Origin of the sequence: Roseibium sp. SCP14 (genome assembly GCF_040329475.1) — a bacterium.
Taxonomy (GTDB): Bacteria; Pseudomonadota; Alphaproteobacteria; order Rhizobiales; family Stappiaceae; genus Roseibium.
Genome location: NZ_JBDZYH010000001.1, coordinates 298,727 through 324,452 on the forward strand (window position 1 = coordinate 298,727; position 25,726 = coordinate 324,452).

Annotated in this window: 20 protein-coding genes and 1 riboswitch; of the genes, 8 read left to right on the top strand and 12 right to left on the bottom strand. The window is 56.3% G+C overall.

Annotated features, from left to right (window positions below; all coding sequences use genetic code 11):
- Window positions 1–9: 9 nt before the first annotated feature.
- From ABLQ08_RS01405 to ABLQ08_RS01420, 4 genes are all read left to right on the top strand, one after another.
- The gene (locus tag ABLQ08_RS01405; protein WP_352938609.1) at window positions 10–1,113 is read left to right on the top strand and encodes an efflux RND transporter periplasmic adaptor subunit; all 1,104 of its coding nucleotides are present in this window, start codon (window positions 10–12) and stop codon (window positions 1,111–1,113) included.
- Complete coding sequence (locus tag ABLQ08_RS01410) at window positions 1,110–5,075, top strand: efflux RND transporter permease subunit (protein ID WP_352938611.1); 3,966 nt, start codon at window positions 1,110–1,112, stop codon at window positions 5,073–5,075. The genes ABLQ08_RS01405 and ABLQ08_RS01410 overlap by 4 nt, the downstream gene beginning before the upstream one ends.
- A gap of 148 nt (window positions 5,076–5,223) precedes the next feature.
- Window positions 5,224–6,147: a fatty acid desaturase family protein gene (locus tag ABLQ08_RS01415; RefSeq protein ID WP_352938613.1), complete on the top strand. Its 924-nt coding sequence runs from the start codon at window positions 5,224–5,226 to the stop codon at window positions 6,145–6,147.
- Window positions 6,148–6,268: 121 nt separating this feature from the next.
- Window positions 6,269–7,216: a bifunctional helix-turn-helix transcriptional regulator/GNAT family N-acetyltransferase gene (locus tag ABLQ08_RS01420; RefSeq protein ID WP_352938615.1), complete on the top strand. Its 948-nt coding sequence runs from the start codon at window positions 6,269–6,271 to the stop codon at window positions 7,214–7,216.
- 11 nt (window positions 7,217–7,227) lie between these two features.
- Here the strand turns inward: ABLQ08_RS01420 and ABLQ08_RS01425 are convergent, their stop codons facing one another.
- From ABLQ08_RS01425 to ABLQ08_RS01445, 5 genes are all read right to left on the bottom strand, one after another.
- Window positions 7,228–7,755 (bottom strand): GNAT family N-acetyltransferase, encoded by a 528-nt coding sequence (locus ABLQ08_RS01425; RefSeq protein ID WP_352938617.1) that lies wholly within the window; start codon window positions 7,753–7,755, stop codon window positions 7,228–7,230.
- Window positions 7,756–7,882: 127 nt separating this feature from the next.
- A complete protein-coding gene (locus ABLQ08_RS01430; RefSeq protein WP_352938619.1) occupies window positions 7,883–8,632 on the bottom strand; it encodes an SDR family oxidoreductase in 750 nt (249 codons plus the stop codon).
- Between the two features lie 86 nt (window positions 8,633–8,718).
- Window positions 8,719–9,582: a CDP-alcohol phosphatidyltransferase family protein gene (locus ABLQ08_RS01435; RefSeq protein WP_352940494.1), complete on the bottom strand. Its 864-nt coding sequence runs from the start codon at window positions 9,580–9,582 to the stop codon at window positions 8,719–8,721.
- A 17-nt stretch (window positions 9,583–9,599) separates the two neighbouring features.
- Window positions 9,600–10,304 carry a phosphatidylserine decarboxylase gene (locus tag ABLQ08_RS01440; protein ID WP_352938620.1) on the bottom strand — a complete coding sequence of 235 codons (705 nt, stop codon included), beginning with the start codon at window positions 10,302–10,304 and terminating at the stop codon, window positions 9,600–9,602.
- 163 nt (window positions 10,305–10,467) lie between these two features.
- On the bottom strand, window positions 10,468–11,412 hold the full coding sequence (locus tag ABLQ08_RS01445; protein WP_352938623.1) for a LysR family transcriptional regulator: 945 nt from the start codon (window positions 11,410–11,412) through the stop codon (window positions 10,468–10,470).
- A 419-nt stretch (window positions 11,413–11,831) separates the two neighbouring features.
- Window positions 11,832–11,979: riboswitch (FMN riboswitch) on the top strand.
- A 75-nt stretch (window positions 11,980–12,054) separates the two neighbouring features.
- Between ABLQ08_RS01445 and ABLQ08_RS01450 the strand changes: the two genes are divergently transcribed.
- Entirely contained in the window at window positions 12,055–12,489 is a 435-nt protein-coding gene (locus ABLQ08_RS01450; protein WP_352938625.1) for a 6,7-dimethyl-8-ribityllumazine synthase, read from the top strand.
- A gap of 42 nt (window positions 12,490–12,531) precedes the next feature.
- Here ABLQ08_RS01450 and ABLQ08_RS01455 read toward each other — a convergent pair whose 3' ends face one another.
- Entirely contained in the window at window positions 12,532–14,415 is a 1,884-nt protein-coding gene (locus tag ABLQ08_RS01455) for an ABCB family ABC transporter ATP-binding protein/permease (RefSeq protein WP_352940495.1), read from the bottom strand.
- Between the two features lie 113 nt (window positions 14,416–14,528).
- On the bottom strand, window positions 14,529–14,921 hold the full coding sequence (locus tag ABLQ08_RS01460; protein ID WP_352938627.1) for an ArsR/SmtB family transcription factor: 393 nt from the start codon (window positions 14,919–14,921) through the stop codon (window positions 14,529–14,531).
- Between the two features lie 196 nt (window positions 14,922–15,117).
- Here ABLQ08_RS01460 and ABLQ08_RS01465 point away from each other — a divergent pair, with 196 nt between their 5' ends.
- Window positions 15,118–16,908, top strand: coding sequence for an autotransporter outer membrane beta-barrel domain-containing protein (locus ABLQ08_RS01465; RefSeq protein ID WP_352938629.1), 1,791 nt, complete (start codon window positions 15,118–15,120; stop codon window positions 16,906–16,908).
- A gap of 130 nt (window positions 16,909–17,038) precedes the next feature.
- On the opposite strand, the gene ABLQ08_RS01470 is transcribed toward ABLQ08_RS01465, so the two are convergent.
- On the bottom strand, window positions 17,039–18,676 hold the full coding sequence (locus tag ABLQ08_RS01470; RefSeq protein ID WP_352938631.1) for a LysM peptidoglycan-binding domain-containing protein: 1,638 nt from the start codon (window positions 18,674–18,676) through the stop codon (window positions 17,039–17,041).
- A gap of 225 nt (window positions 18,677–18,901) precedes the next feature.
- On the opposite strand from ABLQ08_RS01470, the gene ABLQ08_RS01475 reads away from it, so the two are divergent.
- Both ABLQ08_RS01475 and ABLQ08_RS01480 read left to right on the top strand, forming a co-directional pair.
- Window positions 18,902–19,519: a TIGR00730 family Rossman fold protein gene (locus tag ABLQ08_RS01475; protein ID WP_352938633.1), complete on the top strand. Its 618-nt coding sequence runs from the start codon at window positions 18,902–18,904 to the stop codon at window positions 19,517–19,519.
- Between the two features lie 253 nt (window positions 19,520–19,772).
- Complete coding sequence (locus ABLQ08_RS01480) at window positions 19,773–21,026, top strand: GGDEF domain-containing response regulator (RefSeq protein ID WP_352938635.1); 1,254 nt, start codon at window positions 19,773–19,775, stop codon at window positions 21,024–21,026.
- A gap of 27 nt (window positions 21,027–21,053) precedes the next feature.
- Here the strand turns inward: ABLQ08_RS01480 and rarD are convergent, their stop codons facing one another.
- The 4 genes from rarD to cysS all read right to left on the bottom strand — a co-directional run bounded on the left by rarD (window position 21,054) and on the right by cysS (window position 25,670).
- On the bottom strand, window positions 21,054–21,965 hold the full coding sequence (rarD, locus tag ABLQ08_RS01485; RefSeq protein ID WP_352938637.1) for an EamA family transporter RarD: 912 nt from the start codon (window positions 21,963–21,965) through the stop codon (window positions 21,054–21,056).
- A gap of 22 nt (window positions 21,966–21,987) precedes the next feature.
- On the bottom strand, window positions 21,988–23,589 hold the full coding sequence (gene cimA, locus ABLQ08_RS01490; RefSeq protein ID WP_352938640.1) for a citramalate synthase: 1,602 nt from the start codon (window positions 23,587–23,589) through the stop codon (window positions 21,988–21,990).
- Between the two features lie 31 nt (window positions 23,590–23,620).
- Complete coding sequence (locus ABLQ08_RS01495; protein WP_352938643.1) at window positions 23,621–24,127, bottom strand: GFA family protein; 507 nt, start codon at window positions 24,125–24,127, stop codon at window positions 23,621–23,623.
- 127 nt (window positions 24,128–24,254) lie between these two features.
- The gene (gene cysS / locus ABLQ08_RS01500) at window positions 24,255–25,670 is read right to left on the bottom strand and encodes a cysteine--tRNA ligase (protein WP_352938646.1); all 1,416 of its coding nucleotides are present in this window, start codon (window positions 25,668–25,670) and stop codon (window positions 24,255–24,257) included.
- Between the last annotated feature and the right edge of the window lie 56 nt (window positions 25,671–25,726).

Here is a 25,726-nt window from a genome sequence, read left to right on the forward strand (position 1 = left end):
AACGAAAGAATGCACGTGAAGTTTTCATATATTTTGGCGGCAGGCCTTGCCGCAGGTATCGGCATCTGGATGTCAAGTGGGACCGTCGTTGTCGGTGGTGTCGGCAACGGTGAAAACGCTACGCCGCCACCGGCAGATCGAGTTGCAGAAGGGACAGACAGTATCTTCCGCGTGAAGGTTCTGGAACTGACGGCGCAAGACCGGCAGGCCGTTCTCGAGGTTCGTGGACGGACCGAAGCCGAAGCCAAGGTGGCTGTGCGGTCCGAAACGACGGACGATGTCGTCAGACGCCCTGTACGCGAAGGTGCCCGCGTTTCTGCCGGCGACATTCTTTGTGAGCTGGACGCCGGCACCCGTGAGGCCCGTATCCTTGAAGCAAAGGCGGCACTCGCCCAGGCGGAACTCGATCACACTGCGGCAACGCAGCTTGCGACCAAGGGCTTCACCGCCCAGACACGCGCGGCCGCCACACAGGCTTTGCTCGACGCGGCAAAAGCCCGCGTAGAAGAAGCTGAGCTCGAACTGGAACGGACAATCATCCGATCGCCGATTGACGGTGTTATCGAAAGCCCGATGGCGGAAGTCGGCGCACAGCTTTCCAATGGCAGCATTTGCGCAACCGTCGTGAATTCGGACCCGATGATCGCAATCGGCCAGGTCTCGGAACTCAATATCGGCCAGATTTCTCTCGACATGCCGGCCGATGTGCAGCTGGTGACGGGCGAAACGCTGCAAGGCAAGGTTCGCTACGTCTCTCCGTCCGCAAACCCCGATACCCGGACCTTCCGCGTCGAGGTGGAGCTGCCGAATCCGGATGGCCGCGCACGTGATGGCGTCACGGCGGTCACACGCCTGCCGTTGCCGGTTGAAAAGGCACACAAGATTTCGCCTGCCGTCCTGACCTTGAATGACGACGGTCAAGTCGGAATCCGTGCCGTCAAGGAAAACAACAAGACTGCCTTTTACCCGGTGAAGGTTCTGGGTGGAGAAAACGACGGTCTCTGGGTTGGCGGACTTCCCGAAAAGGTCTCCGTCATTGTTGTGGGCCAGGAATATGTCGGCGACGGCGAAACCGTGGAACCCGTTCTTGAAACCGCTGAGGTCAGCCAATGATAAACATGCTCGAAGGCGTCCTGCGGCGTCCCAAGACGGTATTCGTGCTTATGCTGGCGCTGCTGGTCGCCGGGGTTTTCAGCTATATCAACATTCCAAAGGAAGACAGCCCGGACATCGACGTTCCGGTGTTCTATGTCTCCATTGCACAACAGGGCATTTCTCCTGAAGACGCCGAGCGCCTGCTCATCCGACCGATGGAAACGGAGTTGCGCGGTCTCGACGGGTTGAAGGAAATCACCGCGATTGCCTCGGAAGGTCACGCGGGCATCGTCCTTGAATTCGACATTTCGTTCGACAAGGACGAGGCGCTTGCCGATGTTCGCGACAAGGTGGATGCGGCCAAGGGTGAACTTCCTGCCGATGCAGAAGAACCGACGATCACGGAAACCAACTTCGCACTCGTTCCGACCATCACGATTGCGCTTTCCGGAAACGTTCCCGAACGCACGCTCTACCAGCATGCACGGCGTCTGAAGGACCAGGTCGAGGCCATCGACACCGTTCGCTCCGCGGACCTTAAAGGGCATCGTGAGGAACTGCTTGAAGTCCTGATCGATTCCGAAAAGCTCGAGTCCTACGCCATCACCCAGCAGGAATTGCTGACGTCGCTTGCCAACAACAACCAGCTGGTTCCGGCCGGTTATATCGACGGCGGTCAGGGCCGGTTCAACGTCAAGGTTCCCGGCCTTGTCGAGAACGCGCTTGATGTCTACTCCCTGCCGATCAAGCAATCCGGCGAAGGGGTTGTCACCCTTAGCGACGTCGCGGAAATCCGCCGCACGTTCAAGGATGCGGACAGCTACACGCGTGTGAACGGCAAACCGGCCATCGCTCTGGACGTCACCAAGCGTATCGGTACCAACATCATCGAGAACAACCTTGCCATTCGCGCGGTTGTTGACGAGGCGTCCAAGGACTGGCCGGAGACGATCCAGGTCGATTACATGATCGACATGTCGTCCAACATCTTCGAGGTTCTGGGATCGCTTCAGTCTTCGATCATGACGGCAATCTTCCTGGTGATGATCCTGGTTCTGGCAGCACTTGGGCTTCGCTCAGCCCTGCTGGTCGGTCTTGCCATTCCAACCTCGTTCATGGTCGGCTTCCTGATCCTTTCAGGCATGGGCTACACGGTGAACATCATGGTGATGTTCGGTCTCGTGCTGACCGTCGGTATGCTCGTCGATGGCGCAATCGTCATGGTCGAATATGCCGACCGCAAGGTGCATGAGGGCATGGAGGACCGCGAGGCTTACATTCGCGCCGCCAAACTGATGTTCTGGCCGATCGTCTCCTCGACCGCGACCACGCTTGTTGCATTCCTGCCCATGCTGTTGTGGCCGGGTGTTGCCGGCGAGTTCATGAGCTACCTGCCGATCATGGTCATCATCGTCCTGACGGCCGCGCTGCTGACCGCCATGGTATTCCTGCCGGTGACCGGTGGCATCTTTGCCGTGACAACTCATTTCCTTGAGCGGAATGCAGCTGGCGTGTTGGCACTGATGTTCGGGGTCATGGGCGGCATTGCTGCTCTGGTCATGTCAGGCGCACAACCGGGATCTCCTGAGTTCGGTGCGAGTCTGGCCGCGTCTCCGCTTGCGATCCCGGCAGCGGTTCTTGCGTTTGCCGTCGTTGGCATCGCGTCGTTCATGGTATTGCGCCCGTTTGTACGCTGGCGCCGGGAACGTGCCGCCAAACAGGTTGAAGCTGAAAACCAGAAGCCGACCAAGCGCTATCGTTCGGTGACCTTCGTGTCGCTGGTGTTCGAAATGGCGGCGGTTGCCTTTGCGGCGTATTTCGCCTTCTTCCTGGCAACAAGTCGTCCGGCTATCATAACCGACACGATCGGTTCGGTATTCGGTTACCTGTCCGGACTTGCTGCACCGCTGGCAGTGTTCGCGCACCCGATCGCGCTTGACGTTGGTTTCTACCTCACGATCATCGGCTTGAGCATTGTGGCCGTCTGGGCGGCCTACAAGACGATTTCACCGCTTGTGCATCTGCTGGAGCATGTTTTCGACGGAATGCGCAAGGCGCTCGGATTCGGCACCAGAAACGGTGGAGCCAAAAGCGACAAGCCGGAAGAGCTTCAGTTCGATGCGGGTACAGTCGGCGGGTTCACTGGTCTGTATGTGCGTCACCTGAAATTGCTGGCGGGCAATCCGATCGGCAATATTCTGACGGTCGTTGTGGTTCTCGGGGCCTGCGGCCTGATCTTTACTTCGTTTGCGTCGAACCCTACGGGTGTCGAGTTCTTCGTTGATGAGGAACCGGATCAGGCCGTGGTCATGGTTTCCGCGCGCGGTAACATGTCTGCTGCCGAGTCGCTTGCCATCGTTGAGCAGGTCGAGGAGGAAGTTCTCCAGGTTGCCGGTATCCAGAATGTCATTACCTCTGCCTTTCCTCCGGGAGGCGGCAGCGGCCCGCAGTTCATTGGTGGGGTCCAGGACAAGCCGGGTGACGTGATCGGTGAAATGTCGCTGGAACTGGCAAAATATTGCTGCCGCCGCAAGGCGGTCGATATCTTCGCCGAAATCCGCGACCGAACCGCTGACATTCCGGGCATCAAGGTTGAAACCCGGAAGATCGAAGGTGGTCCGCCAACCGGCAAGGACATTCAGCTGGAGGTCAAGTCGACAGACTATGACACCATGGTGGCACAGGTTGCGCGTATCCGGACCCATCTGGACCAGATGGAAAACCTGCTTGACCAGGAAGACGGACGTCCCCTGCCCGGCATCGAATGGCAGATTACCATCGACCGCGAACAGGCCGGCCGCTATCAGGCTGGAATCGGTTCCGTCGGTAATATGGTTCAGCTTGTCACCAACGGCGTCCTGATCGGCAAGTATCGTCCGACGGACTCCGAAGACGAAGTCGACATCCGCGTCCGATTGCCAGCGGATGAGCGTACGCTCGACCGGTTCGACCAGCTGCGCTTGCAGACACCTCTTGGCCTGGTGCCGATTGCCAACTTCATCGACCGGTCACCGGAACCGAAAGTATCGTCGATCACACGACGCGACGGTCTCTATTCGATGATGGTGAAAGCAACTGTCGACCAGAGTGCGACGGACGAAAACGGCAAGCCGGTCACGGTCGATGCCAAGGTGCAGGAACTGAACGAATGGCTGGATGCTCAGACCTTCCCTGACAATGTCTTCCTGCAGTTCCGTGGTGCCGATGAGGACCAGAAGGAATCGGGCGAATTCCTGATGAAGGCGATGGTCGCCTCCCTGTTCCTGATGTTCCTGATCCTGCTGACCCAGTTCAACTCCTTCTACCAGACGTTCCTGACCCTCTCGACGGTCGTCATGTCTGTGATGGGTGTTCTTCTGGGCATGATGCTGACGGGGCAAAAGTTCTCGATCATCATGACGGGCACCGGGGTTGTGGCGCTTGCGGGTATCGTGGTGAACAACGCCATCGTTCTGATCGATACCTATAACCGCTTCCGCCACGATGGTTTCGAACCGCTGGATGCAATCCTGAAGACGTCCGGTCAGCGTATCCGTCCGATCCTGCTGACAACGGTTACGACGATCGTCGGACTTGTTCCGATGGCAACCGCCGTCAACCTGGACTTCTTTACCCAGACCGTTGCAGTGGGTGGTATCACCGCGATCTGGTGGATCCAGCTGTCCACGGCGGTGATTTCCGGCCTCGCTTTCTCCACGATCCTGACGCTGGTCATGATCCCGGTCATGATTGCGGTCCCGAGCACGTGGGTCAGAGCCTTCTGGGCGGTCTGGAACTGGTCGACCGGGAAGAAGGCAGAGACTGTCGCCGCCACTTCGTCAGGCGGCGGTGAAGGCGAAGAGCCGAATGTGGAACAGGATGTGGAATGGACCGATCCGGAGCAGGAAAAGGAACGTCCCGCTGCGAAGGTCGTTTCCATGCCGAAGCCCGCTCCGCCCAAGGTTCCGCAACAGGAGGAACTGCCGCACGCGGCGGAGTAGAACGTCTACATTCTGATTGAAGATCCGAAAGGGCTGCGCGTTGCGCAGCCCTTTTCCTATTTGCGAATTGAGTGCGGTTCCGCAACAATCCATCTTGCAAGATTTCTTGCAAAGCGACACTCTTCCCACTCGTTTGGAAGAGATCGATATGGACCATCGTCAATTCATTGCCGGTTTATCGGCAAAGGACCGTGCCGACCTGACAGCAAAGTCCGACAGCAAGGGGCTTCTTGCCCTCGGCTTTCACTTTGGCGGCATTCTTGTCTGCGGCGGCATGATTGCTTACGGCATTCCGGGCTGGCCGCTGCTCATGGTGCTTCAGGGCATCTTGATCATGTTCTTGTTCACTCTGCTTCACGAAACCATCCACCGCACGGCCTTCAAGACGGTCTGGATCAACGACTGGGTAGCAAGGATCTGCGGCTTCTTGATCCTGCTGCCTTCGAACTGGTTCAGGTACTTTCATTTTGCCCACCACAGGCACACGCAGGACCCGGACCACGATCCGGAACTTGCAGGCGGCAAACCTGATAACTGGTGGCAGTACATTGTTTATGTGAGCGGCGTTCCGACCTGGGCGAGTGAGATAAGCACATTGATTGCCAATGCCATGGGACGTTGCCGCGACGGCTTTGTTCCCTCCTCCGGACACAAGAAAGTTCGGCATGAAGCAATTGTCTCTCTGGCGGTGTACTGTGCGCTTGTGTTCGTCTCAGTCGCTGTCCGGTCCGATCTTCTGCTTTACGTCTGGATCCTTCCCTGCCTCCTCGGTCAACCTTTCCTGCGGCTTTACCTGCTTGCCGAACACGGGCGATGCCCGTTTGTCGCCAACATGCTGGAAAACAGCCGGACGACCGCTACCAATGCCTTGGTGCGAAGACTTGCCTGGAATATGCCGTATCATGCGGAGCACCACAGCTATCCGGCCGTTCCATTCTTCAAACTACCCGCATTGCACAAGCTCATCGAAAGCCACCTGACTTCCACCTCGGACGGCTACCGGCAGTTTCACAAGGACTATGTCACCGGCTTTTCCGAGCACAACACACCGCATTCCAAACCAGGCGCTTAGTTCCGAACCCTGCGGCAAAAAACAGTTTCGTCGAAAGAACGCCGGCGAGGATCGAAACATCTTGCCAATCGACATCAAACACACATATAGTTGCTTTATACAACTATATGGAATTAAAACGATGCCTGCCTCCCCTGTCCTCGTCAACGATATCCGCGCAGCTTCCCGGCAGCTGGTGCGTGAACTCGGGTTTCTGGACAAAACGATCGCCGGAACGGATTTGTCCGCTTCGGGCGTGCACGCTGTTCTCGAAATTGGCCTCAATCCCGGTCTGACCGCAAAGGAACTTGCCGCCAAGCTCAAACTTGAGAAATCGACGATCAGCCGGCTTCTGAAGTCACTGGAAAATCGGGGTGAAATCGAACAGACCAGATCGGATACCGATGGCAGGGCCTTTGGTTTGAGCCTGACAGAGACTGGAAGAAAAACCCTGGAGGCCATCGACCGGTTTGGCGACGACCAGGTGCATGGGGCACTCTCGCGGATCAAGGGAAGCAATGCAAAATCCGTTGCTGACACGCTTGCCGCCTACGCAGTCGCACTTTCACCGGACCAGGACACCACCGCCGGCAAGGGGCATCAATACGATATTGTCGAAGGCTACCAGACTGGCATGATCGGAGATGTCGCAGCACTTCACGCCCGTACACACGGGCCGATCATTGGCATGGGTCCGACTTTTGAAAGCGTGGTTTCAAGCGCGATGGCGGAATTCATGCCCCGGATCGGCAAACCTGTTAACAACAGCTGGTGCGTGGTTGAGGATGGCGAGATCATTGGCTCCATCAGTATCGATGGCGAGGATCTTGGAAACAACATAGCGCATTTGCGCTGGTTCATCCTTTCCGAGCGGCTCCGAGGCCTTGGACTTGGCCGAGATCTTCTGCTGAAGGCTCTTGCACACTGCGATGGCCACGGCTTTGATGAAATACACTTGTGGACCCTGAAAGGCCTTGATGCCGCCCGCGTCCTCTATGAAAGAAACGGCTTTGAGCTGGCTGACGAATATGTCGGAGATCAATGGGGCAAGGCCGTAACCGAACAGATGTACATTCGCCGCAAACCTTGATGGCACAAGGTTCACGGTCCCCAGAGTGCGGGATCCTGCCAGGGGGCCGGAACCACCAGTCTTCCGTTCAGTTGTGCGCTGTGTTCATTCAGCTGCAGGGACTGCCATGCATCCTTCCATTCTTCCGGCAAAGGATACGGCGCGGTTATGCCGGTCTCCGGCCTGAAACCGATGCGGCCATAATAGGACGGGTCACCCAGGACCAGAACGCGGCGTGCACCCAGCTCTTTGCAATGCTCAAATCCGCTGCGAACAAGACTGCTTCCAATTCCCTGTTTCTGATGGTCCGGGAGCACGCAAAGCGGTCCAAGCAGCGAAACAAGCAATGAATGTCCATCAACCGTGCACATCGTGAAAACGATATGTCCCACGATGTCACCGTTGACGATTGCGACCTGGGAAAAGGTGCCGTCTTCACTTTCAACAAGGCAGCGAACCAGAGGGATCAAATCCTCGTCTGGAAAAGCGACTCGATAAAGAGGTTCCAGGACCGGCAGATCGGAATTGACGCATGCTCGCAACTTGTGTTTCCCGCTCACGTCTCATCTCGTTTTCGATCGATGCCCGGCCCTGAAACGACTATGCCCGTAACGCTGTTATTCAGTCAATTTTCGCCTGTAGCACTGGCTTCATGCGGGGCCAGACGCAATTCGCCAGGCTTGACCATCAGGCCTTTGTGATCGAATTGCCACCGTCGCACAGCATGGCAGCTCCGGTCACAAAGGAACCGGCGTCAGACAGCAAGAACATCGCAGCCCTGGCTATTTCTTCCGGTTGGGCCATGCGCTTGAGCGCATGCAATCCGGCAATATACTCATGAAAGGCAGGATCATCTCCGGCCATCTCGGTCTTTGTTCCGCCAGGCAAAAGTGCATTCACTCTGATGTTCTCTGCCCCATGTTCCACGGCGAGCACCTGCGTCAACCCGATCAATCCGGCCTTGGCTGCTGCATACGCCGCCATTCCCGGCAAGCCGATTGTGTGACCGACAAATGTCGACGTGAACACGATCGAGCCACCACCGACGGTTCTCATTGCCGGTACTTGATATTTTGCCGCCAGAAAGGCGCTGGTGAGGTTGGTTGCGACCACATGGTTCCAGGTGTCGAGGTTCATTTCCGAAACAGGCCCCATGTCTCCGAGGGTCCCGGCATTGTTGAAGGCACCGTCCAGCCCGCCGAAGGTCTCGATCGCAACGTCGACCGAGGCTTTCGAGAATTCCGGATCGGTCACATCACCGGCAAAGATCGCGATCCGGTTGGCAGCCTCCGGCAACGAGGCTCTGACTTCTTCCAGCCGCTCCTTTCTTCGAGCCGCAAGCACAAGATTTGCACCCGCTTCGGCGAAAAGCTTCGCAGCTGCTGCGCCAATTCCACTGCTGGCTCCGGTAATCAGAATGGTTTTTCCGTGTAACATCTCAGGCTCCTCATTTGATTGAGGATGCCTATTTGAAGCAGATTTCCGCGTTCAGAAACCCGATTTGCGAGCAATGACCCACAATTTCAACCACCGTGATCCTTGTCCCGGTCGGCGATGTTGTCGAGATCGGTATCGCATTCGTCACCGTCGCCGCCCAGCGCAAGATTCTCATCGGCAAGAACAAGTTTGCGGTGCGCCTGCCACGAAAAAGGAATGGTCAGCAGGTAAAAAACCGCCCCACCGGCCATCATGCGGAAGGGGTAGCTAACGGTCAGAGCAACAACGAGAACCGCAAACACGAACAATGGCAAAACGTAGTCCCTGCGAACACGGGTTCCGAGCGTTTTTCCGGAATAGGTCGGCAGCCGGCTGATCAACAGATAGGCAATGCCGATCGTGTAAACGGCAACGAAAGCCGCTTCTGCAAACCAGTGCGGGAAGAGGCCGAGAAAATCCAGATAAAGCGGCAAAAGCACCGTCAATGCCCCGGCGGGAGCCGGAACACCGGTGAAGAACCGGGAGGCCCAGGCCGGCTTGTTCGGATCGTCCAGTGCAACATTGAACCGAGCCAGTCTAAGTGCTGCCGAAATTGCGAAAATCAGCGCTGCGATCCAACCGAGATTGCCCGCGTCCTTGAGAATCCAGAGATAGAGCATCAAGGCCGGGGTCACACCGAAATTGACGAAATCGGACAACGAATCCAGCTCTGCGCCGAAACGGGATGTCCCCTTCAGCATCCGGGCAACCCGGCCGTCCAGTCCATCCAGAACGGCTGCCAGCAACACGGCTCCGACAGCAAACTCCCAACGCCCTTCGAAGGCCATGCGCACCGCGGTCAGTCCCGAACAAAGCGCCAGAAGGGTCACCATGTTCGGCAGTATCAGACGCAGCGGAACACGCCTGAAACGGGGTGTCTGCTGCATATTGCTGTTGTCGGTATCCGGCATCTGGTTCACGCGTAACCTCAGCTCACACGCGTCAGGACTTGACCGGCCGCTTCAGCCTGCTTGAGATCGGCCAGCACCGTCTCGCCCGCGATCATTGTTTGCCCAAGCGCGACTTTCGGCTGCGTGCCGACCGGGAAATACACATCCAGGCGCGAGCCGAACCGGATCAGGCCAAACCTGTCGCCAGCGGAGATGGATTCCCCTTCGCGCACGAAACAGACGATACGGCGCGCCACGAGCCCTGCGATCTGGACCACACCGATCTGTGTGTCGCCTGTGTCGATCACGAGGCCGTTGCGCTCGTTGTCGTCGCTTGCCTTGTCGAGTTCGGCATTCAGGAATTTGCCGGCCCTGTAGGCCACGCGCATGATCCTCCCGCTGACCGGAGCACGGTTCACGTGGCAATTGAACACATTCATGAAGATCGAAACCCGCATCAGCGGTTCGCTGCCCAGTTCCAGTTCTTCCGGCGGACGTGCCAGCCCGACATGGCTGACGACACCATCGGCTGGAGAGATTACCAGTCCCTCCGCCACAGGGGTCACTCTTTTCGGGTCCCGGAAAAAATAGCAGACCCAACCGGTGAAAAACAGGCCGATCCAGAACAGAGGGTCAATGAACCAGCCGACGACCAGCGTTGCTACCAACGCTATGGCAATAAACGGCCAGCCTTCCCTGTGGATCGGGACCATGGCTTTGGTGACTGAATCTACAATTGACATCAAAATCTTCCGATTTCAGATCAGGTGCGATCTAAATTTCTTGCCGGCGATATGAGGCCCTGAAATTGCCGAACGCCGGATATGCACCTGATGCGCTTATCTTTCCCACCGCTTCTAGAGGCTTTTTCAATCAATGAGAACCGGCTTTTAAGGAAAATCATGTCTATTGACGCTGTCTTTCCCCTAACTTCGAAGCTCCGGGCAAACGGTAGTCTGTTTCCCAGTAGGCAGGCCTTCCGTATTTGGAAAGAAGAAAGTCCACAAATGTTGTGATTTTTGGCGGGATAAACTTTGCAGGCGGATAGACTGCATAGATGTTTCCTGTCCGGGCAATCGGATAATCCGGCATGACTTCCACAAGCCGGCCGTCTCTGAGATCCTCCCAGACATGCGCCAGGGACTTCACGGTCAGCCCCAGTCCGAAAATGGCGGCGTCATAGGCAAAGTCTCCGCTGTCCCCCGAAATCACCGGATTGGTGATGTGATAGGCGATCTCACCTTCCGGTCCCTGGAAATACCAGACTGGCATCGGTTCGAACCCGATGCAGTCGTGAGACCGCAAATCGTCGGGTGACTTCGGCATTCCCTTGCTCGCGATGTACTCGGGACTGGCGCACAATACCCTTTGATTTCCGCCCAGCTTGCGCGCGATCAGGCTGGAATCAGGTAAAGGCGCGCCGCGGATCGCCATGTCGTAACCCTCGTCGACGAGATCCACGATGCGGTCCGTCATGTCCACATCCAATCTCAACTCGGGATAAAGCTGCCGATATTCCAACAGGTAAGGAAGAATGTGCTTTCGCCCGAAAAAAACGTTCAGCGAGATCCTCAGAGTGCCTCGCGGGGTATCTTCGGCAGCGTCAATCAGGGCCTTCGCGCGGTCCATTTCTCCCAGGGCATTGCAGGCATGGCGCAGGAAGACCTGACCTGCCTCCGTCAAGCCCGTCCGCCGGGTGGTTCTGGCAACGAGCTGAGATCCCAGTTCCTTTTCCAGATTGCTCAACCGGCTGCTTGCCGCCGACGGTGACAGACCGAATTCCCTGCCCGCGGCGGAGAGGCTGCCCAACTCGGCCACTCTTTTGAAAAACTTGAGATCGTCCAGACGCATTATTCGAAACTTTCGAAAGATATCTTCGAGATTAGCCCAATTCTTCGAAAGAACTCAATATGAGATAACCGGCTCACAGATTGAAAGGAGCCGAGCATGATGCATACAGGAGACATTTTTGAGCAACGCGCCCGAGCCGCCCGTCACCGTGAATTGCGTGCCCTGGCACGCGCCTTATCGAGTTTCCTTTTCCGTCCGCTTTCTGGTCGAAACACAGGACAAATCCGCACAAGCCGCGTTTTGCACCCGGTCAACGATCAAAGAGCAAGGGATAGAGACCACGCAGCTTGAGTTCACTCTGGAAAGAACCAGGCTGACGAAACCGGCGACACGTTGCCGACGACGAGCTCGATAAACAATTTGTAAGCTTATTTTGCAAATTCGCATCTTGCCTTGAGAAGAGACGCCTGCGAGAAACACGCTGTTCTCAGGGCGGGGTGAAATTCCCCACCGGCGGTAAGCAGCAAGTGCTGCGAGCCCGCGAGCGCCTTCCAGTCAGGAAGGGTCATGCAGACCAGGTGCAACTCCTGGGCCGACGGTCATAGTCCGGATGAAAGAGAAACTGCGGCCAAGCCAACTCAAGGGTGGTTCGGTGTGCATGTGATCGCCTTGGGTGACGTGTCACTAACTACGGAGACCGAAATGACACACACCCGCTACGCCTTTATCAAAGCCGGCTGGCACTCGGACATTGTTGACCAGGCGCTTGAAGGTTTTCAGCAGGTAATCCCGCCCGACAATATCGACGTGTTCGACGTTCCCGGTGCATTCGAAATGCCTCTTGCTGCCCGCGACCTGGCGCAAACCGGCAAATATGCTGCGATTGCAGCTGCAGCGCTTGTCGTTGACGGTGGCATTTACCGGCATGACTTTGTTGCCCAGGCTGTCGTCAACGGCCTGATGCAGGCCGGTCTTGATACGGGCGTGCCGGTACTTTCTGTTTCCCTGACGCCTCATCACTTCCAGGAAACCGATCACCACAAAAAAATCTATCGGGAACACTTCGTTCTCAAGGGCCGTGAAGCTGCGGAAGCCGCACTGCGCATCGGCGAGTTCCGCACCCGGATCAAAGCCTGATCAGGGATAGCGAAGGAGGGTCTCCCCTCCTTCGCCCGATCATCACTTTGCCGGCACGTAATCCGCGGTCTGACCGCGTGTAACGATGCCAAGATCGTCGTTCTCCCTGGCCGCACGCAAACGCTCTTCGGCTTCGTCAGCTTCGCGCTGACGGGCCCACATGGAGGCATACAGCCCGCCCTTGCTCAAGAGTTCCGTGTGCTTGCCGCGTTCCGCAATTTCCCCGGCTTCCAGAACGATAATCTGGTCCGCATTGACGACGGTCGACAGGCGGTGCGCGATCACAAGTGTGGTCCGGTTCTGAGAGACTTCGTCGAGCGCCGACTGGATCTCACGCTCCGTATGTGTGTCGAGCGCGGACGTAGCCTCATCCAGAATGAGGATTGGCGGTGATTTCAGGATGGTTCGGGCAATCGCGACACGCTGTTTCTCGCCACCCGAGAGCTTCAACCCACGCTCACCGACCTCGGACGCGTAGCCTTGAGGCAATCTTTCGATGAAATCATGGATCTGCGCCATACGAGCGGCTTCGACAACCTCCTCATCGGTCGCCCCAGGCCGGCCGTAGCGAATGTTGTAGGCGATAGTATCGTTGAACAGCACCGTATCTTGCGGAACCATACCGATGGCGTGACGCACGCTTTCCTGAGTAACGTCGCGGACGTCCTGTCCGTCGATTTCAACCGATCCGCCAGTGACATCGTAAAACCGGAAAAGCAGTCTGGAAATGGTGGACTTGCCCGCCCCGGAAGGTCCGACGATCGCAATGGTTTTGCCTGCCGGAACCTCGAAGTCGATGCCCTTCAGGATCGGTCTATCCGGATCATAGTGAAAGCGCACGTCCTTGAAGGCAATCTTGCCTTCAACGGCTTTCAGAGGCGCCGCGTCCGGCTTGTCCTTGATCTCTGCGGGCACGAGCAGCAGGTCGAACATGGACTCGATATCTGCCAATCCCTGCCGGATTTCCCGGTAAAGGAAGCCGATGAAATTCAGCGGGATCGAGATCTGCATTAACAGCGCATTGATGAGAACGAAGTCACCAATATTCTGCTCACCCGTCATGACGGCACGGGCGGAAAGCGCCATACAGGCCGCCATACCAATTCCCAGGATCACCGCCTGCCCCAGGTTCAGCCACGCCAGCGATGTCCACGTTTTGGTTGCTGCCTCCTCGTATCTGGCCATTGAAACATCGAAGCGTTCGGCTTCCATCTTTTCATTGCCGAAATACTTGACCGTTTCGAAATTCAGCAGGCTGTCGATGGCCTTGGAATTGGCGTCCGTATCACTGTCGTTCATCTCGCGGCGGATGGCGATGCGCCAGTTCGACGTTTTGATCGTGAACCAGACATAGGCAACGATCATCACCGCGACGATAACGACGTAGAAGAAGCCGAACTGATACCAGATGACAGCGGCCATAAGGGCAAATTCCAGCACAGTCGGAATTCCGTTCAGGATCGTGAAGCGGACAATGGATTCAATGCCTTTGACACCGCGCTCGATCACCCGGCTGAGTCCGCCGGTGCGACGAGCAAGATGAAATCGCAACGACAATTCGTGCAGATGCTGGAAGGTCAAAAACGCAAGCTGGCGGACGGCATGCTGACCGACCCTGGCAAACAGGGCATCGCGTAACTGACTGAAGGCGACAGCCATGACGCGTGCTGCGTTGTAGGCGAGCACCAGCATGACGGGGGCAACCAGAAATGCCGGCAGGTTCGCGACTTCTCCGGTCAGGGCATCCGTTGCCCAGGCGAAAAAATAGGGTGAAAGCACAGTGACGATTTTCGCGATCACCAGCGCAAAAATAGCCAGAAGAACCCTGTTTTTCAGATCCGGACGATCCGACGGCCAGATGTAGGGCCAAAGGTTCGCCAGTGTCGTGAGCGTATTGCCCTCGTCGGCACTAACGGTCTTTCGCACTTCCGCCTGGTTGGACTGGCTGCCTGAAGCCGCAGCCGATGGCTTTTGCGGCGAGGTGGCTGAATGATCGGACAATACTGTTCTCCAGGCCGCCGGCGGCAGCCATCTATTTGTTATCTTGTTTCGAATTCCGGTGTTGTGTTTGCAGGCAACGGGTCGGCATTCAGGGATTTCAGGTGGTTCCAGAACTCCTGCGAACAACGCTCAGCTTTGTTGAGAACTTCCCGATTCAAGAGGTAATGGCAATTGCGCCCCCGCGCGTCGCAAATCAGAAGACCGGCTTCTTTCAGAACCTGCAGATGCTGAGAAACTGTCGATTGTGCGAGCGGCAAGTGATTGACGATTTCACCGCAGCAAGCCTCTTCCTGAGTTGCAAGCTGCTTGATGATAGCCAGTCGAGCCGGATGCCCCAGAGCGCGAAAGATCGCCGCGAGCTCTTCGCACCCTTCCAGACATTCCTTCGACTTCGCGCAATCTCCTGCATCCGGAGACCTCGTCTCGCTCATCGGACTCCTCCCTCAATCGCATCACCTTATCTCATCGGTGATATGCGATGAATTGACGAAAATACAAGTAGGAAATGAGCACGAGCGCCGTCGTTGACATCCATCGTCATAGGCTTTAGTTGCATTTGATATTAACTCTCGCCGATTCCGTCGATTTGATTTCTCAGATCGCTTTCAATTTTTTAGGGGATTTTCAATGCGCAGAATGAATCTGTTTGCGACCACTATTCTTGCAAATGCAATTATTTTTCCGCAAATTGCATATTCTGCATCCGATACGTTTACGGTGAATGTCGGAGATGCGACGGTTCAATCCATTGGCTTTGCAGCGCCTAGGAATGGATGGGCTTCTGCCAGTAATCCTGGCAGCAATATTTTCAACTATGTCGCGATCAACTTCACCGCCGACACGACGGGAAGCTACACTTTTGGCCAAAGTGCTGCTCCGGTAGATACGGTCATGGCGGTTTATTACGACAATTCCTTTGACCTGAATGCGCTCGTTGATCCCGACACGTTCAACGATGATGGTGGCGGGACAACTACCTGCGGGTATGTAGGCTTTTGCCCAGAAGTCACGGCAACGCTCACGGCGGGTCAGACCAACACTCTGGTTATTTCGACATACGCCAACGGAGCTTCGCTCGATCTTCCTCTTTCCTTTTTCTCCAACGGAATAGGTTCAATCAGTTTCGTGGTTGCACCTTCTTCCTCTTCGTCCGCTTTCGAGCCGGTTTCCGAAATCGGGTTCTCGAAGGAAATGGCTAAGGTGATGGATGCCTTGAATGGAGGAAGCGGTAGCGTTTCAACCGATTTAAGCACTGCTCTATCGAGCCTGTCGGGCCTTTCTGAATCTGAACGTACTGAAGCTTTGAAACGCGTTTCGCCGAATGCGAGCATTGCATTCGCGCAAGCAACTTCTCAGACCCTGCAACGCAACGGCGTAAGGATCAGTGATCGCCTATCGACTGTTCGAGCCGCTAACGGCGCTACGATTTCGGCTTCGCGCTCGTCAATCAGTTCGCAGACCGGGCTTGCGTACTCCAGTGACATCTCCAGCACCTCCAGGGAAGTCGACAAAAGCTATGAAGCACTGACAAACGGCGATGAAGCCCTTGTTGCAACCAACGACGCTCCTTCAAACGGCTTCAGCTTGCGGCCAAACAGCCTTTGGGGCCAGTTCTACGGTTTCAAGACCTTTCAGGATGCAGACGACGGGTTCGCCGGGTACGAAAGTTCAGGCCACAGTTACCTGGTAGGCTATGATATCGCTCCTGTAGCCAATGCGATCGTCGGCATCGCTGGCGGCTATTCCAAGACCTATGTCGATATGGCGGACTATCGGGATGGAGACACCTCCAACATCGACAGCTACCAGGTATCGCTCTACGGATCGTATGATTTCGGCAACAACTGGGTTGCCGACGGTATTTTCTCCTACGTCCGGCATCAGTACGACTCCCGTCGCGGCACGACGCTCGATACGGCAACGGCCGATTTCGGCGCCAACCAATTCGGCATTCGCTTCGATGTCAGCAAAGCTTTTGCATTTGGGAATGGATTTGCAGTTCTGCCCAAAGCTGGGCTGGCCTGGTCTGGTCTTTACCAGGAAAGCTATGAGGAAAGTGGCAGTTCACTTGCACAATCCGTGGACGCGAGCGACACACAACGCTTCAGGTCAAACGTTTCGGTAGAGGTTCAAAAGCTGGTCGCCGTTTCTGATGAGCTCGCGATCATACCGAGCGCCCGCCTCGGCTGGTCTCACGACTTTCTGACAGAGGGCACGGACGTGTCGGCCCGCTTTGTCGGTGGAGGCGATGGCTTCATCTCGACCGGACAAGCTTTAACGGCCGATACTTTGCAGGTCCGGGCCGGCCTGGAAATTGTTCGAAACGATCAACTCCATGTCGACCTGGGTGCAAATGGCGCATTCGCAACGGGGTTCCAGGATTATGGCGGGCAGTTGCGCGTTTCGTGGAACTTCTGAACCGTCAGCGCTCACCTCAATTTTTCCAGCTACGCGCTTGGTTCCTCGCGCTACGCACCGCTGAGCTGAATACGAAAAGACTGATTGCAGGCCTGCAATCAGTCTTTTCGTTTTGGCCCTAGAGCTGTTTTCAGCCCTTTTGCTCTTTGTCCGCGTCAGGTTTCGGCCAATTCAGATCACCTTCCGGTGTCAGGAACACTTGCCCCGGGTAGATGAGGTCCGGATCGCGGATCTGATCCTGGTTCGCCTGATAGATCGTGGTGTAGCGCACACCATCACCGTAAAGACGCCGGGAAATGCGCCAGAGATTGTCACCCTTGCGAATGATCACAACGGGAAGCGCCTTTTGAACCGCAGCCTCCTGACTGCTTCCACTGCCGCTTGCACCGGTTGCGACAACCTTGGTCAACACGACCTGCTGGTCCTGTTCCTTTTCAAAGGTCACCGCCGCACGAGCATCGACTTTGCTGCCGTCCTTGGAGAGCAGATCAGCTCGAACTTCGACATTGCCTTCAGCAACGTTTTTGTTTCCCTGAACAAGCCACTTGCCGCTGGCATTGATCTGAGCCTCACCCTGGAACTCTTCACCGACGTAAACGCGGACGGATGATCCCGGCTCTCCGGTTCCGGCGACATAGACCTTGTCTTTTTCCGATTCCACCGCCTCAACCGTAACCGTCGCTCCGGACGGTTTTGATACGACTGACGCGTCCGGGTTGCTCTGATCGGTGTCTGCCGTAGTCGCTGCAATCTGAGCATTGGTGTCACCAACGTCAGAGGTCGCAGCCTGCGACCCTTCAGTCGGTGCTGCAGGAGCGTCGTTCGCAGAAGCGGATTGCGTTGATTGGGATTGAGACGTGGTCGCCGAGCCGATATCAGCATCGGAAGGTGCCGCTGCGACTTGATCACCCGAACCCCCATTGGTGGCAGTGGCGGCGCTGTCAGCGGCTGTATCGTCTTGCTTGGATGCCGATACGTCTTTCGGCAATGACGCTACCTGGGTTTCAGCTCCGCCCTTCTCCTCCTGGGCTGACGTGTCGCCCGCCTGTTTCGTTCCGGTCACGTCTGCAGACTTGCCGTCGGAAGAAGCATCCGTTTTGGCTGCGACAACTGTTTCGCTTTGATCTGCAGTCTGGCCGCCCGTTTGCGCAACGACTTTTTCGGTATCCGGTTTCTGCAGGATATCCGAGGGCCCTTCCGGAGAGTTCAGGACGACAAGAGGTTGCTCCTTTCCGTCTTCGGGGACCGAGACAGCCAACCGCTGCCCGGATTGCTCAATCGACTTGCCTTTGTCGTCATGCACTTCAAGACCTACGTCGTAGTCGCCCGGCTTCAAAGGCTCTTCCAGGATGATCGTCCACTCGCCTGCTTCGTTGGCGATGCTCTTGCCGACCACCTCACCATTTGCCGTCAAGGCAACGATGGCTCCGGCTTCCGAACGACCGGCCACAACGGTTTCGCCGGTCGGCTCAACCCCGACAACGTCGAAGCTGGGGCCCTTAACCGCCGCATCAGCAGCTGTCGCCTCATCGGTTTGGTTCGAGGTAACCTGGGAAGTCGCGCTTTCTGCCTGATTGTCAGAAGGCTTTGCAGTCTCAGCTGTCTTGTTCTGCGTTTCCTCGGCCACCTTGGCGGGGGCCGATTGCGTTTCTTCGGCGGTCTGGAATGGAAGTCGTCCTGTATCCCGGTAGACATAGCCCGTTGCCAGCGCGGCCAGTCCCACGGGCACCGCCACGATCAAAGTCCAGATCAATGTCTGCTTATTCATTGTTCATCCCAACCAGAAAGCCGGCAATCCCTGGCTGGCATTTCTGTATCTCTTCGGTCCGTGCATTGCAGCAATCCGGGTTATTCCCCTGTGCCGTCACAATTTCTTTATTCGGCCCCATGCATAGCTCTTCTTTGAGGGCTCGGCAAGAAAACCTGCTTGTGAACCAAGGTCTTTCAAACAGAATGCTTGACCTGCGGACGGTCACAATGCACATCTTGCGTTATGAATACGGTTTCACAAAATCAGCTCAAAAGCGTCTGTGTTTACTGTGGCTCTAGCTTCGGCTCAGATCCATCTCACGAAGCAGCGGCGACGCGTCTCGGCCAGCTCATAGCAGAAGCCGGCCTGCGTCTCGTTTACGGCGGTGGCTCTGTCGGCCTTATGGGTACAGTTGCCAATTCCGCTCTGGAATCGGGCGGCGATGTTACAGGCATTATTCCACACTTCCTGGAAAAACGGGAAGTCATGCTCGACACCCTGGAAGACCTTGTCGTCACCAAGGACATGCATGAACGCAAACATCTGATGTTTCAAAAGTCCGACGCGTTCATCGCGCTGCCGGGCGGTATCGGAACATTGGAAGAAGCGGTCGAGATGATGACTTGGGCACAGCTTGGCCAGCACAAAAAGCCGGTTCTGCTGGCAAACATCCACGGCTTCTGGTCACCATTGCTCGAATTGTTCGATCACATGCGGGCACAAGGCTATATCCGGCCGGAAACCGAAGTCCCGTATCTGGTAGCAAATCAAATTGAAGACATCCTGCCGATGCTGTCACAGGCAGTATCGGGTGCCTCGCCCAAGCCGCCTGGCGACTTTGCTTCCATGTCTGACCTCTAGCGCGCTCAAAATCGAAAGCAAAATGGTTGAAGCACGGCCCGTTGCTAAAAAACATGGGTCGTGAAAACCAGAACCGCGGTTCAGTGTCGGAGATGCGATACTTTTTCACCAGGAAGGCGCTTTACCTTACGTTATGCAAATAACGATAGGCTCACGCAATGTCGTTGGATGTAAAATGTTCCGCGCATCGATTTGAAGTCTCTTGAATTGGATAGTAACGTCGCCAAAAGAAACCGCAGTTACAGGCAGCTCCATGCAAACAACTCTCCTGGTTGAAGACGCTTCGTTTTTTGAAAAGGCGATCGTCAAGAAATTGCATGAAGTCGGCAGGCACCAAATCATGGTTGCGCGCAACTATGATGAAGCGGAAAAGTGCCTGAATCTGCCGATTGGAGAGCCGGACCTGGCCCTCGTCGACCTGACTTTGCCGGATGCTGCGAACGGCGAGATTGTTGATTTGTGCGCCAAGTGGGACATTCCCACAATTGTGTTCACCAGCCGCTTTGACCCTAAAACCCGCAGCAAAATGCTTGGCAAAGGGGTCATCGACTATGTGTTGAAGGACTCTCCCGGCAGCCTCGACTATGTAGCCAAGCTTATCAGGAAACTCGCACAGAACCCCGATATCGGGATCCTTGTGGTCGATGACGCCACGGTTGAAAGGGAGGCGATTTCGCAAATCGTTTCAAAGCACCTCTACAAGGTGTATCAAGCCTCCTCAACTGACGACGCCTTGAAATGCCTCAAGGACAACAAGGACATCAAACTTGTTCTGGCGGACTACTTCATGCCGGGCAAGGACGGTTTTGCGTTCTTGAAAACCATCCGGCGTCACCACAGTTCGGAAGAAGTCGGTGTAATAGGCATGTCTTCCTATGCCAATTCCGACAACCGGGTCAGGTTTCTGAAGTACGGCGCCGCAGATTTCGTCGACAAGAATTGCTCCCCGGAGGAGTTACTGCTCAGAATTTCGCAGAACCTGGACTACATTTACCGGATCGAGGAACTCAACAACCTTGCAATGAGGGACTCGCTGACTGGTCTCTACAATCGCCGCTTCCTTCTGAATGAAGTTTCCAACGAGGTGAAATCCTGGACCTCCTCGCCAGACAGCAAGCACTGGCTCGCTTTGCTTGACCTCGATTCCTTCAAGGGGATCAATGACAGTCTGGGGCATGACTTTGGCGATGCCGTTCTGAAAAGTTTCGCCAAGCACCTGACCGTGCTTGCCGGTGAAATGGATATTGTTGCCCGGCTGGGAGGTGACGAGTTCTGCGTGGTGTTCTGCAATCGAAGCGAAGACGACGTCGTGCGCAGTCTGGAAGACCTTCTGCAAACCATACAGGCCTCCCCCGTTTCCCACAGTGGCGAAAACCAGAAGATCAAGGCAAGTATCGGTCTTGCGCCCTTGCTTGGAGGCAATCTTGCTCAAGCTCTGAAGGAAGCAGATCTACGTCTCTATTCCGCAAAGCGCACTGGCCGGGGGCAATTGGTGTCCGGCGATTGATATTGCGTGCAGCTGCCGGCCGACAGGTCAGGCCGCCGGCCGGTAACGTCTCCAGCTGTCATAGGTGAAAATCACCAGCGCGCCCCAGATCATCACAAAAGTCATCAATCTGGTCTGATCCAACGGTTCACCCCAGATGTAAACGGCCATGACAAAATGCATAGACGGGGCGATGTACTGCATCAATCCGATCATGAAGAGCGGCAGGCGGCGTGCTGCGGACGAGAAACAGATGAGCGGCAGGGCCGTAACGATGCCCGTGCCGATCAAGGCGATCAGGACCGGAGGGTCGTTAAGCACAAGCGCGTCATTTCCCCAACTCAGACTCAATAGCACATAGCCCGAGGCCAACGGGAACAGCAGAACGGTTTCAACGAACAGGCCCGGAGTGGCCTTTACCGGCGTTACCTTTCGGACATAGCCATAGCCGGCGAAGGAAAACGCCAGAACCAGCGAAACCCAGGGCAACCCACCGGCAAGCACGGCCTGGAGGAGAACCGCAACTGTTGCGATTGCAACGGCAATTCCCTGCCCCAGCGACAACCGCTCATGCAGCACCACGAGCCCAACCAGAATGCTGACGAGGGGATTGATGAAGTACCCGAGCGAAATATCGAGAACATGGTTGTTCGCAATCGCCCAGACAAAGACGAGCCAATTGACCGCAATGAATGCGGCCGAAGTCATCAAGCCCTTCAACACACTTGGCTGGTGGAAGACATCGACGACTTCCTGCCAGCGTCCGCGCAGGTAAAGAAACAGGCCGACGAACAAGACGGACCACAGGATCCGGTGCGACACGACCAGATCAGCCGGGACTGTATCGGTCAGCTTGTAATAAGCCGGAAAAAAGCCCCACATGCCGTAGGCGGCCAAGCCAAACAGAATTCCCTGACGGAACTCAGCATGCGCTTCGGCATTGGAAACCGACTGCGACATGGAACAAGCCTTTCTGGCGCTATCAGGCTGAAGCCGCCTCGGCTTTCAGCAGCGCAAATGTGATGGAGTCGACCAGTGCCTGGAAGGAGGCGTCGACAATATTGGAGGATACTCCGATCGTAAACCAGCGACGATGAGATTTGGTATCGTGGCTTTCGATCAGAACACGCGTTACTGCGCCCGTACCACCGTTGAGAATTCTCACCTTATAGTCGATCAGTTCCAGCCCTTCAATTGCCGACTGATATTTGCCAAGGTCCTTGCGAAGCGCCATGTCGAGGGCGTTGACCGGGCCATTTCCCTCCGCAACCGACATCCGTGTTTCGCCATCGATGTCCACTTTGACAACCGCCTCGGACACCGTGATCAGGTCGCCGATCGCATTGAAGCGTCGCTCGACCATGACCCGGAACGAATTGACATCGAAGTAACGCGGAACTTCACCCAGCTCGCGGCGTGCCATCAGTTCGAATGAGGCGTCCGCCGCCTCATAGGCATAGCCTTCGGATTCCCGATCCTTTACCAGTGCCAACAATCTGTCGAGCCGTGGGTCGGCCTTGTCGACCTCGATACCGAGGCGTGACAACTCACCCAGAAGATTGCTCTTTCCCGCCTGATCGGACACGAGGACCCGGCGCTGATTGCCGACACTTTCAGGCGTGACATGTTCGTATGTCTTCGGATCTTTCAGGATCGCGGAGGCATGAATTCCGGCCTTGGTCGCGAATGCGGTCTCGCCGACATAAGGCGCCTGCCTGTCCGGCGAGCGGTTCAGTATTTCATCAAAAGCATGAGAAATCGCAGTGAGATCCTTCAGCTGCTCGTCGGAAACACCGATCTCGAACCGGTCCGAAAATGCGGATTTCAGCTTCAGGGTCGGGATCAGCGTGATCAGGTTGGCGTTGCCGCAGCGCTCTCCCAATCCATTCAGGGTCCCCTGGATCTGACGCACACCTGCATCAATTGCTGCCAGTGAATTGGCGACGGCCTGGCCTGTGTCGTCATGGGTATGTATGCCCAGATGAGAGCCGGGCACCACTTCCTGCACCTTGGTGACGATATCGTAGATCTCATCTGGCAGGGTTCCTCCATTGGTGTCGCAAAGGACTATCCACCGGGCACCTGCCTGATACGCGGTCCGGGCGCAATCGAGCGCATATTCAGGATTTGCCTTGAACCCGTCGAAGAAATGCTCGCAATCGATCATCGCTTCCTTGCCGGCCGCGACCGTCGTTTCGACGGTATCGCGGATCGATTCCAGGTTCTCTTCATTGGTACAGCCTAGCGCTATCTCGACATGATAGTCCCAGGTCTTGGCAACGAAACAGCATGCGGAAGACCTGCAGGAAATGATCTGCTGCAGCCCCGGATCGTTGGCTGCGGACCTGCCTGCCCGCTTGGTCATGCCAAAGGCCGTGAATGTCGCGGTTTCTGTGCGTGCTTCGGTGAAAAACTCCGTGTCCGTCGGGTTCGCCCCGGGGTATCCCCCCTCGACATAGTCAATCCCCAGGCGCTCCAGCAACTCAGCGATGACGATCTTTTCGTTCAGCGAAAAGTCGATCCCGCTGGTCTGCGCGCCATCCCGGAGCGTTGTGTCGTACAGATAGAGGCGTTCCTTGCTCATGCGTCTTTCCTACCTAGCGCCTTAGCTGGGCTTAGTCGTTGTCTGGTTTGCCGGACCGAACGGGCGGCCAGGTTTCGGTGTCGTGGTCCGGATGCTGATTGGAAACGACCGACGCCAGAAATACGGCGGTCTCGCTGTCCTCTTCCGTTCGCCTTGCCGGAATTTCCGACATCTTGTCCGTGAACGGCAGTTTGCCTTCCACACCGTACTGAATGACCGGGTCGATCATGGCCGGATTGTCGAACGCACCAATGGCGATCGCCGTGTCGTCATCCGGGGCCTCGTAGGTCAGCGGCGTCCCGCAATCTGCGCAAAACCCCCGGGCAACGTGGTTTGAACTCTGGAAGCGCTTCGGCTCCCCCCGGGTCCAGACAAGCCTGGTATCACCGCGAATTCCCACGAGCGGTGCGTAAAGAGCGCCGAATGCTTTCTGACACATGCGGCAATGGCAAATCGAGGCCGTGCCGAGTTCTCCTTCGACGCGAAAACGCACGGCTCCGCATTGGCACCCGCCTGTGTGAATTTCCTGATCCGACATTTCGCGTCCTCCCCTCGCTCCCTGGTCTAGAGGCTGCAGCACGTCCCATGTTCCCGACATCCGGCAAAGAGCTTTCCTTCTCTGCCGGACGAAGAACGATCATTTAGCTGTGCTGCAGCTTGTTTCATCAACGCTTGAGCTCCCAAGTCGTAATCCGCTCGCCGGTTTCTGAATCTTTTGAATCCTTTAGAAGTATTCCTTGAGAAGTCAGTTCAGCACGGATTTCATCAGCTTGAGCCCAGTCCTTGGCTTTGAGAGCTTCAAGGCGGCGATTGATGGCTGCCTCGACATCGCCCTCGTCAACACCGGAAAGGTCCGCGACGACCGGATGCAGCCCGAGGAGCGCCGCCGTTGCAGAATAGACGGGCAAGCGTGCCGGGTCCTTGACCGCTTCGACCGCAAGCGCATGAAGAGCCTGGATGGCGCCAGCCGTGTTGAGGTCGTCCTTCAGCGCTTCAACCACTTCGCTTGACGGCTCCGCATCCGTTTCGACCGGCTCCGGCCACTTGGCCAACAGGTTTTCCGCCTCTTCCAGCTTGCGCCTGGAGAAATCGATCGGCTCCCGGTAGTTGGTCATCAACATGGCCATCCGCAGCACCTCGCCCGGCCACTTTCGGTCGCCGAAACTCTCCTTTTCCAGAAGCTCCTGAATGGTGAAGAAGTTGCCCTCGGACTTGGACATCTTCTTGCCTTCAACCTGCAGAAAGCCGTTGTGAAGCCAGTAGTTGGCCATAGTGGATGTGCCGTGGGCGCAGCGGGATTGGGCGATCTCGTTTTCATGGTGCGGAAAGATCAGGTCCAATCCTCCACCATGAATGTCGAATACCTTGCCCAGATGGTGCTCGCTCATGACGGAACACTCGATGTGCCAGCCCGGGCGACCGCGTCCCCAAGGGCTTTCCCAGCCCGGCTCCTCGTCGGAAGACAGCTTCCAGAGAACGAAGTCTCCGGGGTTCTTCTTGTGATCTTCAACCGCGATGCGGGCACCAGCCTTCTGTTCGTCGAGCTTGCGCTTCGACAACCCGCCATAGTCGGGCATGGAAACCGTGTCGAAAAGAACTTCACCACCCGCAACGTAGGCGTGCCCCTTCTCGATCAAGACCTTGATCATCTCGATCATGCCTTCGATATGCTGGGTCGCCCTCGGCTCGTGGCTCGGCTCAAGCACACCAAGAGCCTCGATGTCCTTATGAAACTGATCCGCGGTCTTCTGTGTCACTTTCGCGATGGCATCGTTGAGCGGCAGGTCCGGATAGTCCCTCAGCGCACGCGCGTTGATCTTGTCATCCACATCCGTGATGTTACGCACATAGGTCACATGCTCCTGCCCATAGAGATGGCTCAAAAGGCGATAAAGCACATCAAAGACGATCACCGGGCGGGCGTTGCCGATATGTGCAAAGTCATAAACTGTCGGTCCGCAGACATAGAGGCGCACATTCTCATCATCGATCGCGCGAAAAACTTCCTTCTCGCGTGTCAATGTATTGGTGAACTTCAAACCCTTGTTCGTGCCGGATTTCTCAGTCTCAGCGGCGCTCATGTCAAACGGTCTCCTGGCCGGCTGGCCGGGCGATCCGTCTCAATGGAAATTTTGCC

Excerpts from the sequence above, each read along its gene's own strand:
- ABLQ08_RS01405 (WP_352938609.1), top strand. The coding sequence starts at position 10 with ATGCACGTGAAGTTTTCATATATTTTGGCGGCAGGCCTTGCCGCAGGT.
- ABLQ08_RS01410 (WP_352938611.1), top strand. The coding sequence starts at position 1,110 with ATGATAAACATGCTCGAAGGCGTCCTGCGGCGTCCCAAGACGGTATTC.
- ABLQ08_RS01415 (WP_352938613.1), top strand. The coding sequence starts at position 5,224 with ATGGACCATCGTCAATTCATTGCCGGTTTATCGGCAAAGGACCGTGCC.
- ABLQ08_RS01420 (WP_352938615.1), top strand. The coding sequence starts at position 6,269 with ATGCCTGCCTCCCCTGTCCTCGTCAACGATATCCGCGCAGCTTCCCGG.
- ABLQ08_RS01430 (WP_352938619.1), bottom strand. The coding sequence starts at position 8,632 with ATGTTACACGGAAAAACCATTCTGATTACCGGAGCCAGCAGTGGAATT.
- ABLQ08_RS01435 (WP_352940494.1), bottom strand. The coding sequence starts at position 9,582 with ATGCCGGATACCGACAACAGCAATATGCAGCAGACACCCCGTTTCAGG.
- ABLQ08_RS01440 (WP_352938620.1), bottom strand. The coding sequence starts at position 10,304 with ATGTCAATTGTAGATTCAGTCACCAAAGCCATGGTCCCGATCCACAGG.
- ABLQ08_RS01445 (WP_352938623.1), bottom strand. The coding sequence starts at position 11,412 with ATGCGTCTGGACGATCTCAAGTTTTTCAAAAGAGTGGCCGAGTTGGGC.
- ABLQ08_RS01450 (WP_352938625.1), top strand. The coding sequence starts at position 12,055 with ATGACACACACCCGCTACGCCTTTATCAAAGCCGGCTGGCACTCGGAC.
- ABLQ08_RS01460 (WP_352938627.1), bottom strand. The coding sequence starts at position 14,921 with ATGAGCGAGACGAGGTCTCCGGATGCAGGAGATTGCGCGAAGTCGAAG.
- ABLQ08_RS01465 (WP_352938629.1), top strand. The coding sequence starts at position 15,118 with ATGCGCAGAATGAATCTGTTTGCGACCACTATTCTTGCAAATGCAATT.
- ABLQ08_RS01470 (WP_352938631.1), bottom strand. The coding sequence starts at position 18,676 with ATGAATAAGCAGACATTGATCTGGACTTTGATCGTGGCGGTGCCCGTG.
- ABLQ08_RS01475 (WP_352938633.1), top strand. The coding sequence starts at position 18,902 with ATGAATACGGTTTCACAAAATCAGCTCAAAAGCGTCTGTGTTTACTGT.
- ABLQ08_RS01480 (WP_352938635.1), top strand. The coding sequence starts at position 19,773 with ATGCAAACAACTCTCCTGGTTGAAGACGCTTCGTTTTTTGAAAAGGCG.
- rarD (WP_352938637.1), bottom strand. The coding sequence starts at position 21,965 with ATGTCGCAGTCGGTTTCCAATGCCGAAGCGCATGCTGAGTTCCGTCAG.
- cimA (WP_352938640.1), bottom strand. The coding sequence starts at position 23,589 with ATGAGCAAGGAACGCCTCTATCTGTACGACACAACGCTCCGGGATGGC.
- ABLQ08_RS01495 (WP_352938643.1), bottom strand. The coding sequence starts at position 24,127 with ATGTCGGATCAGGAAATTCACACAGGCGGGTGCCAATGCGGAGCCGTG.
- cysS (WP_352938646.1), bottom strand. The coding sequence starts at position 25,670 with ATGAGCGCCGCTGAGACTGAGAAATCCGGCACGAACAAGGGTTTGAAG.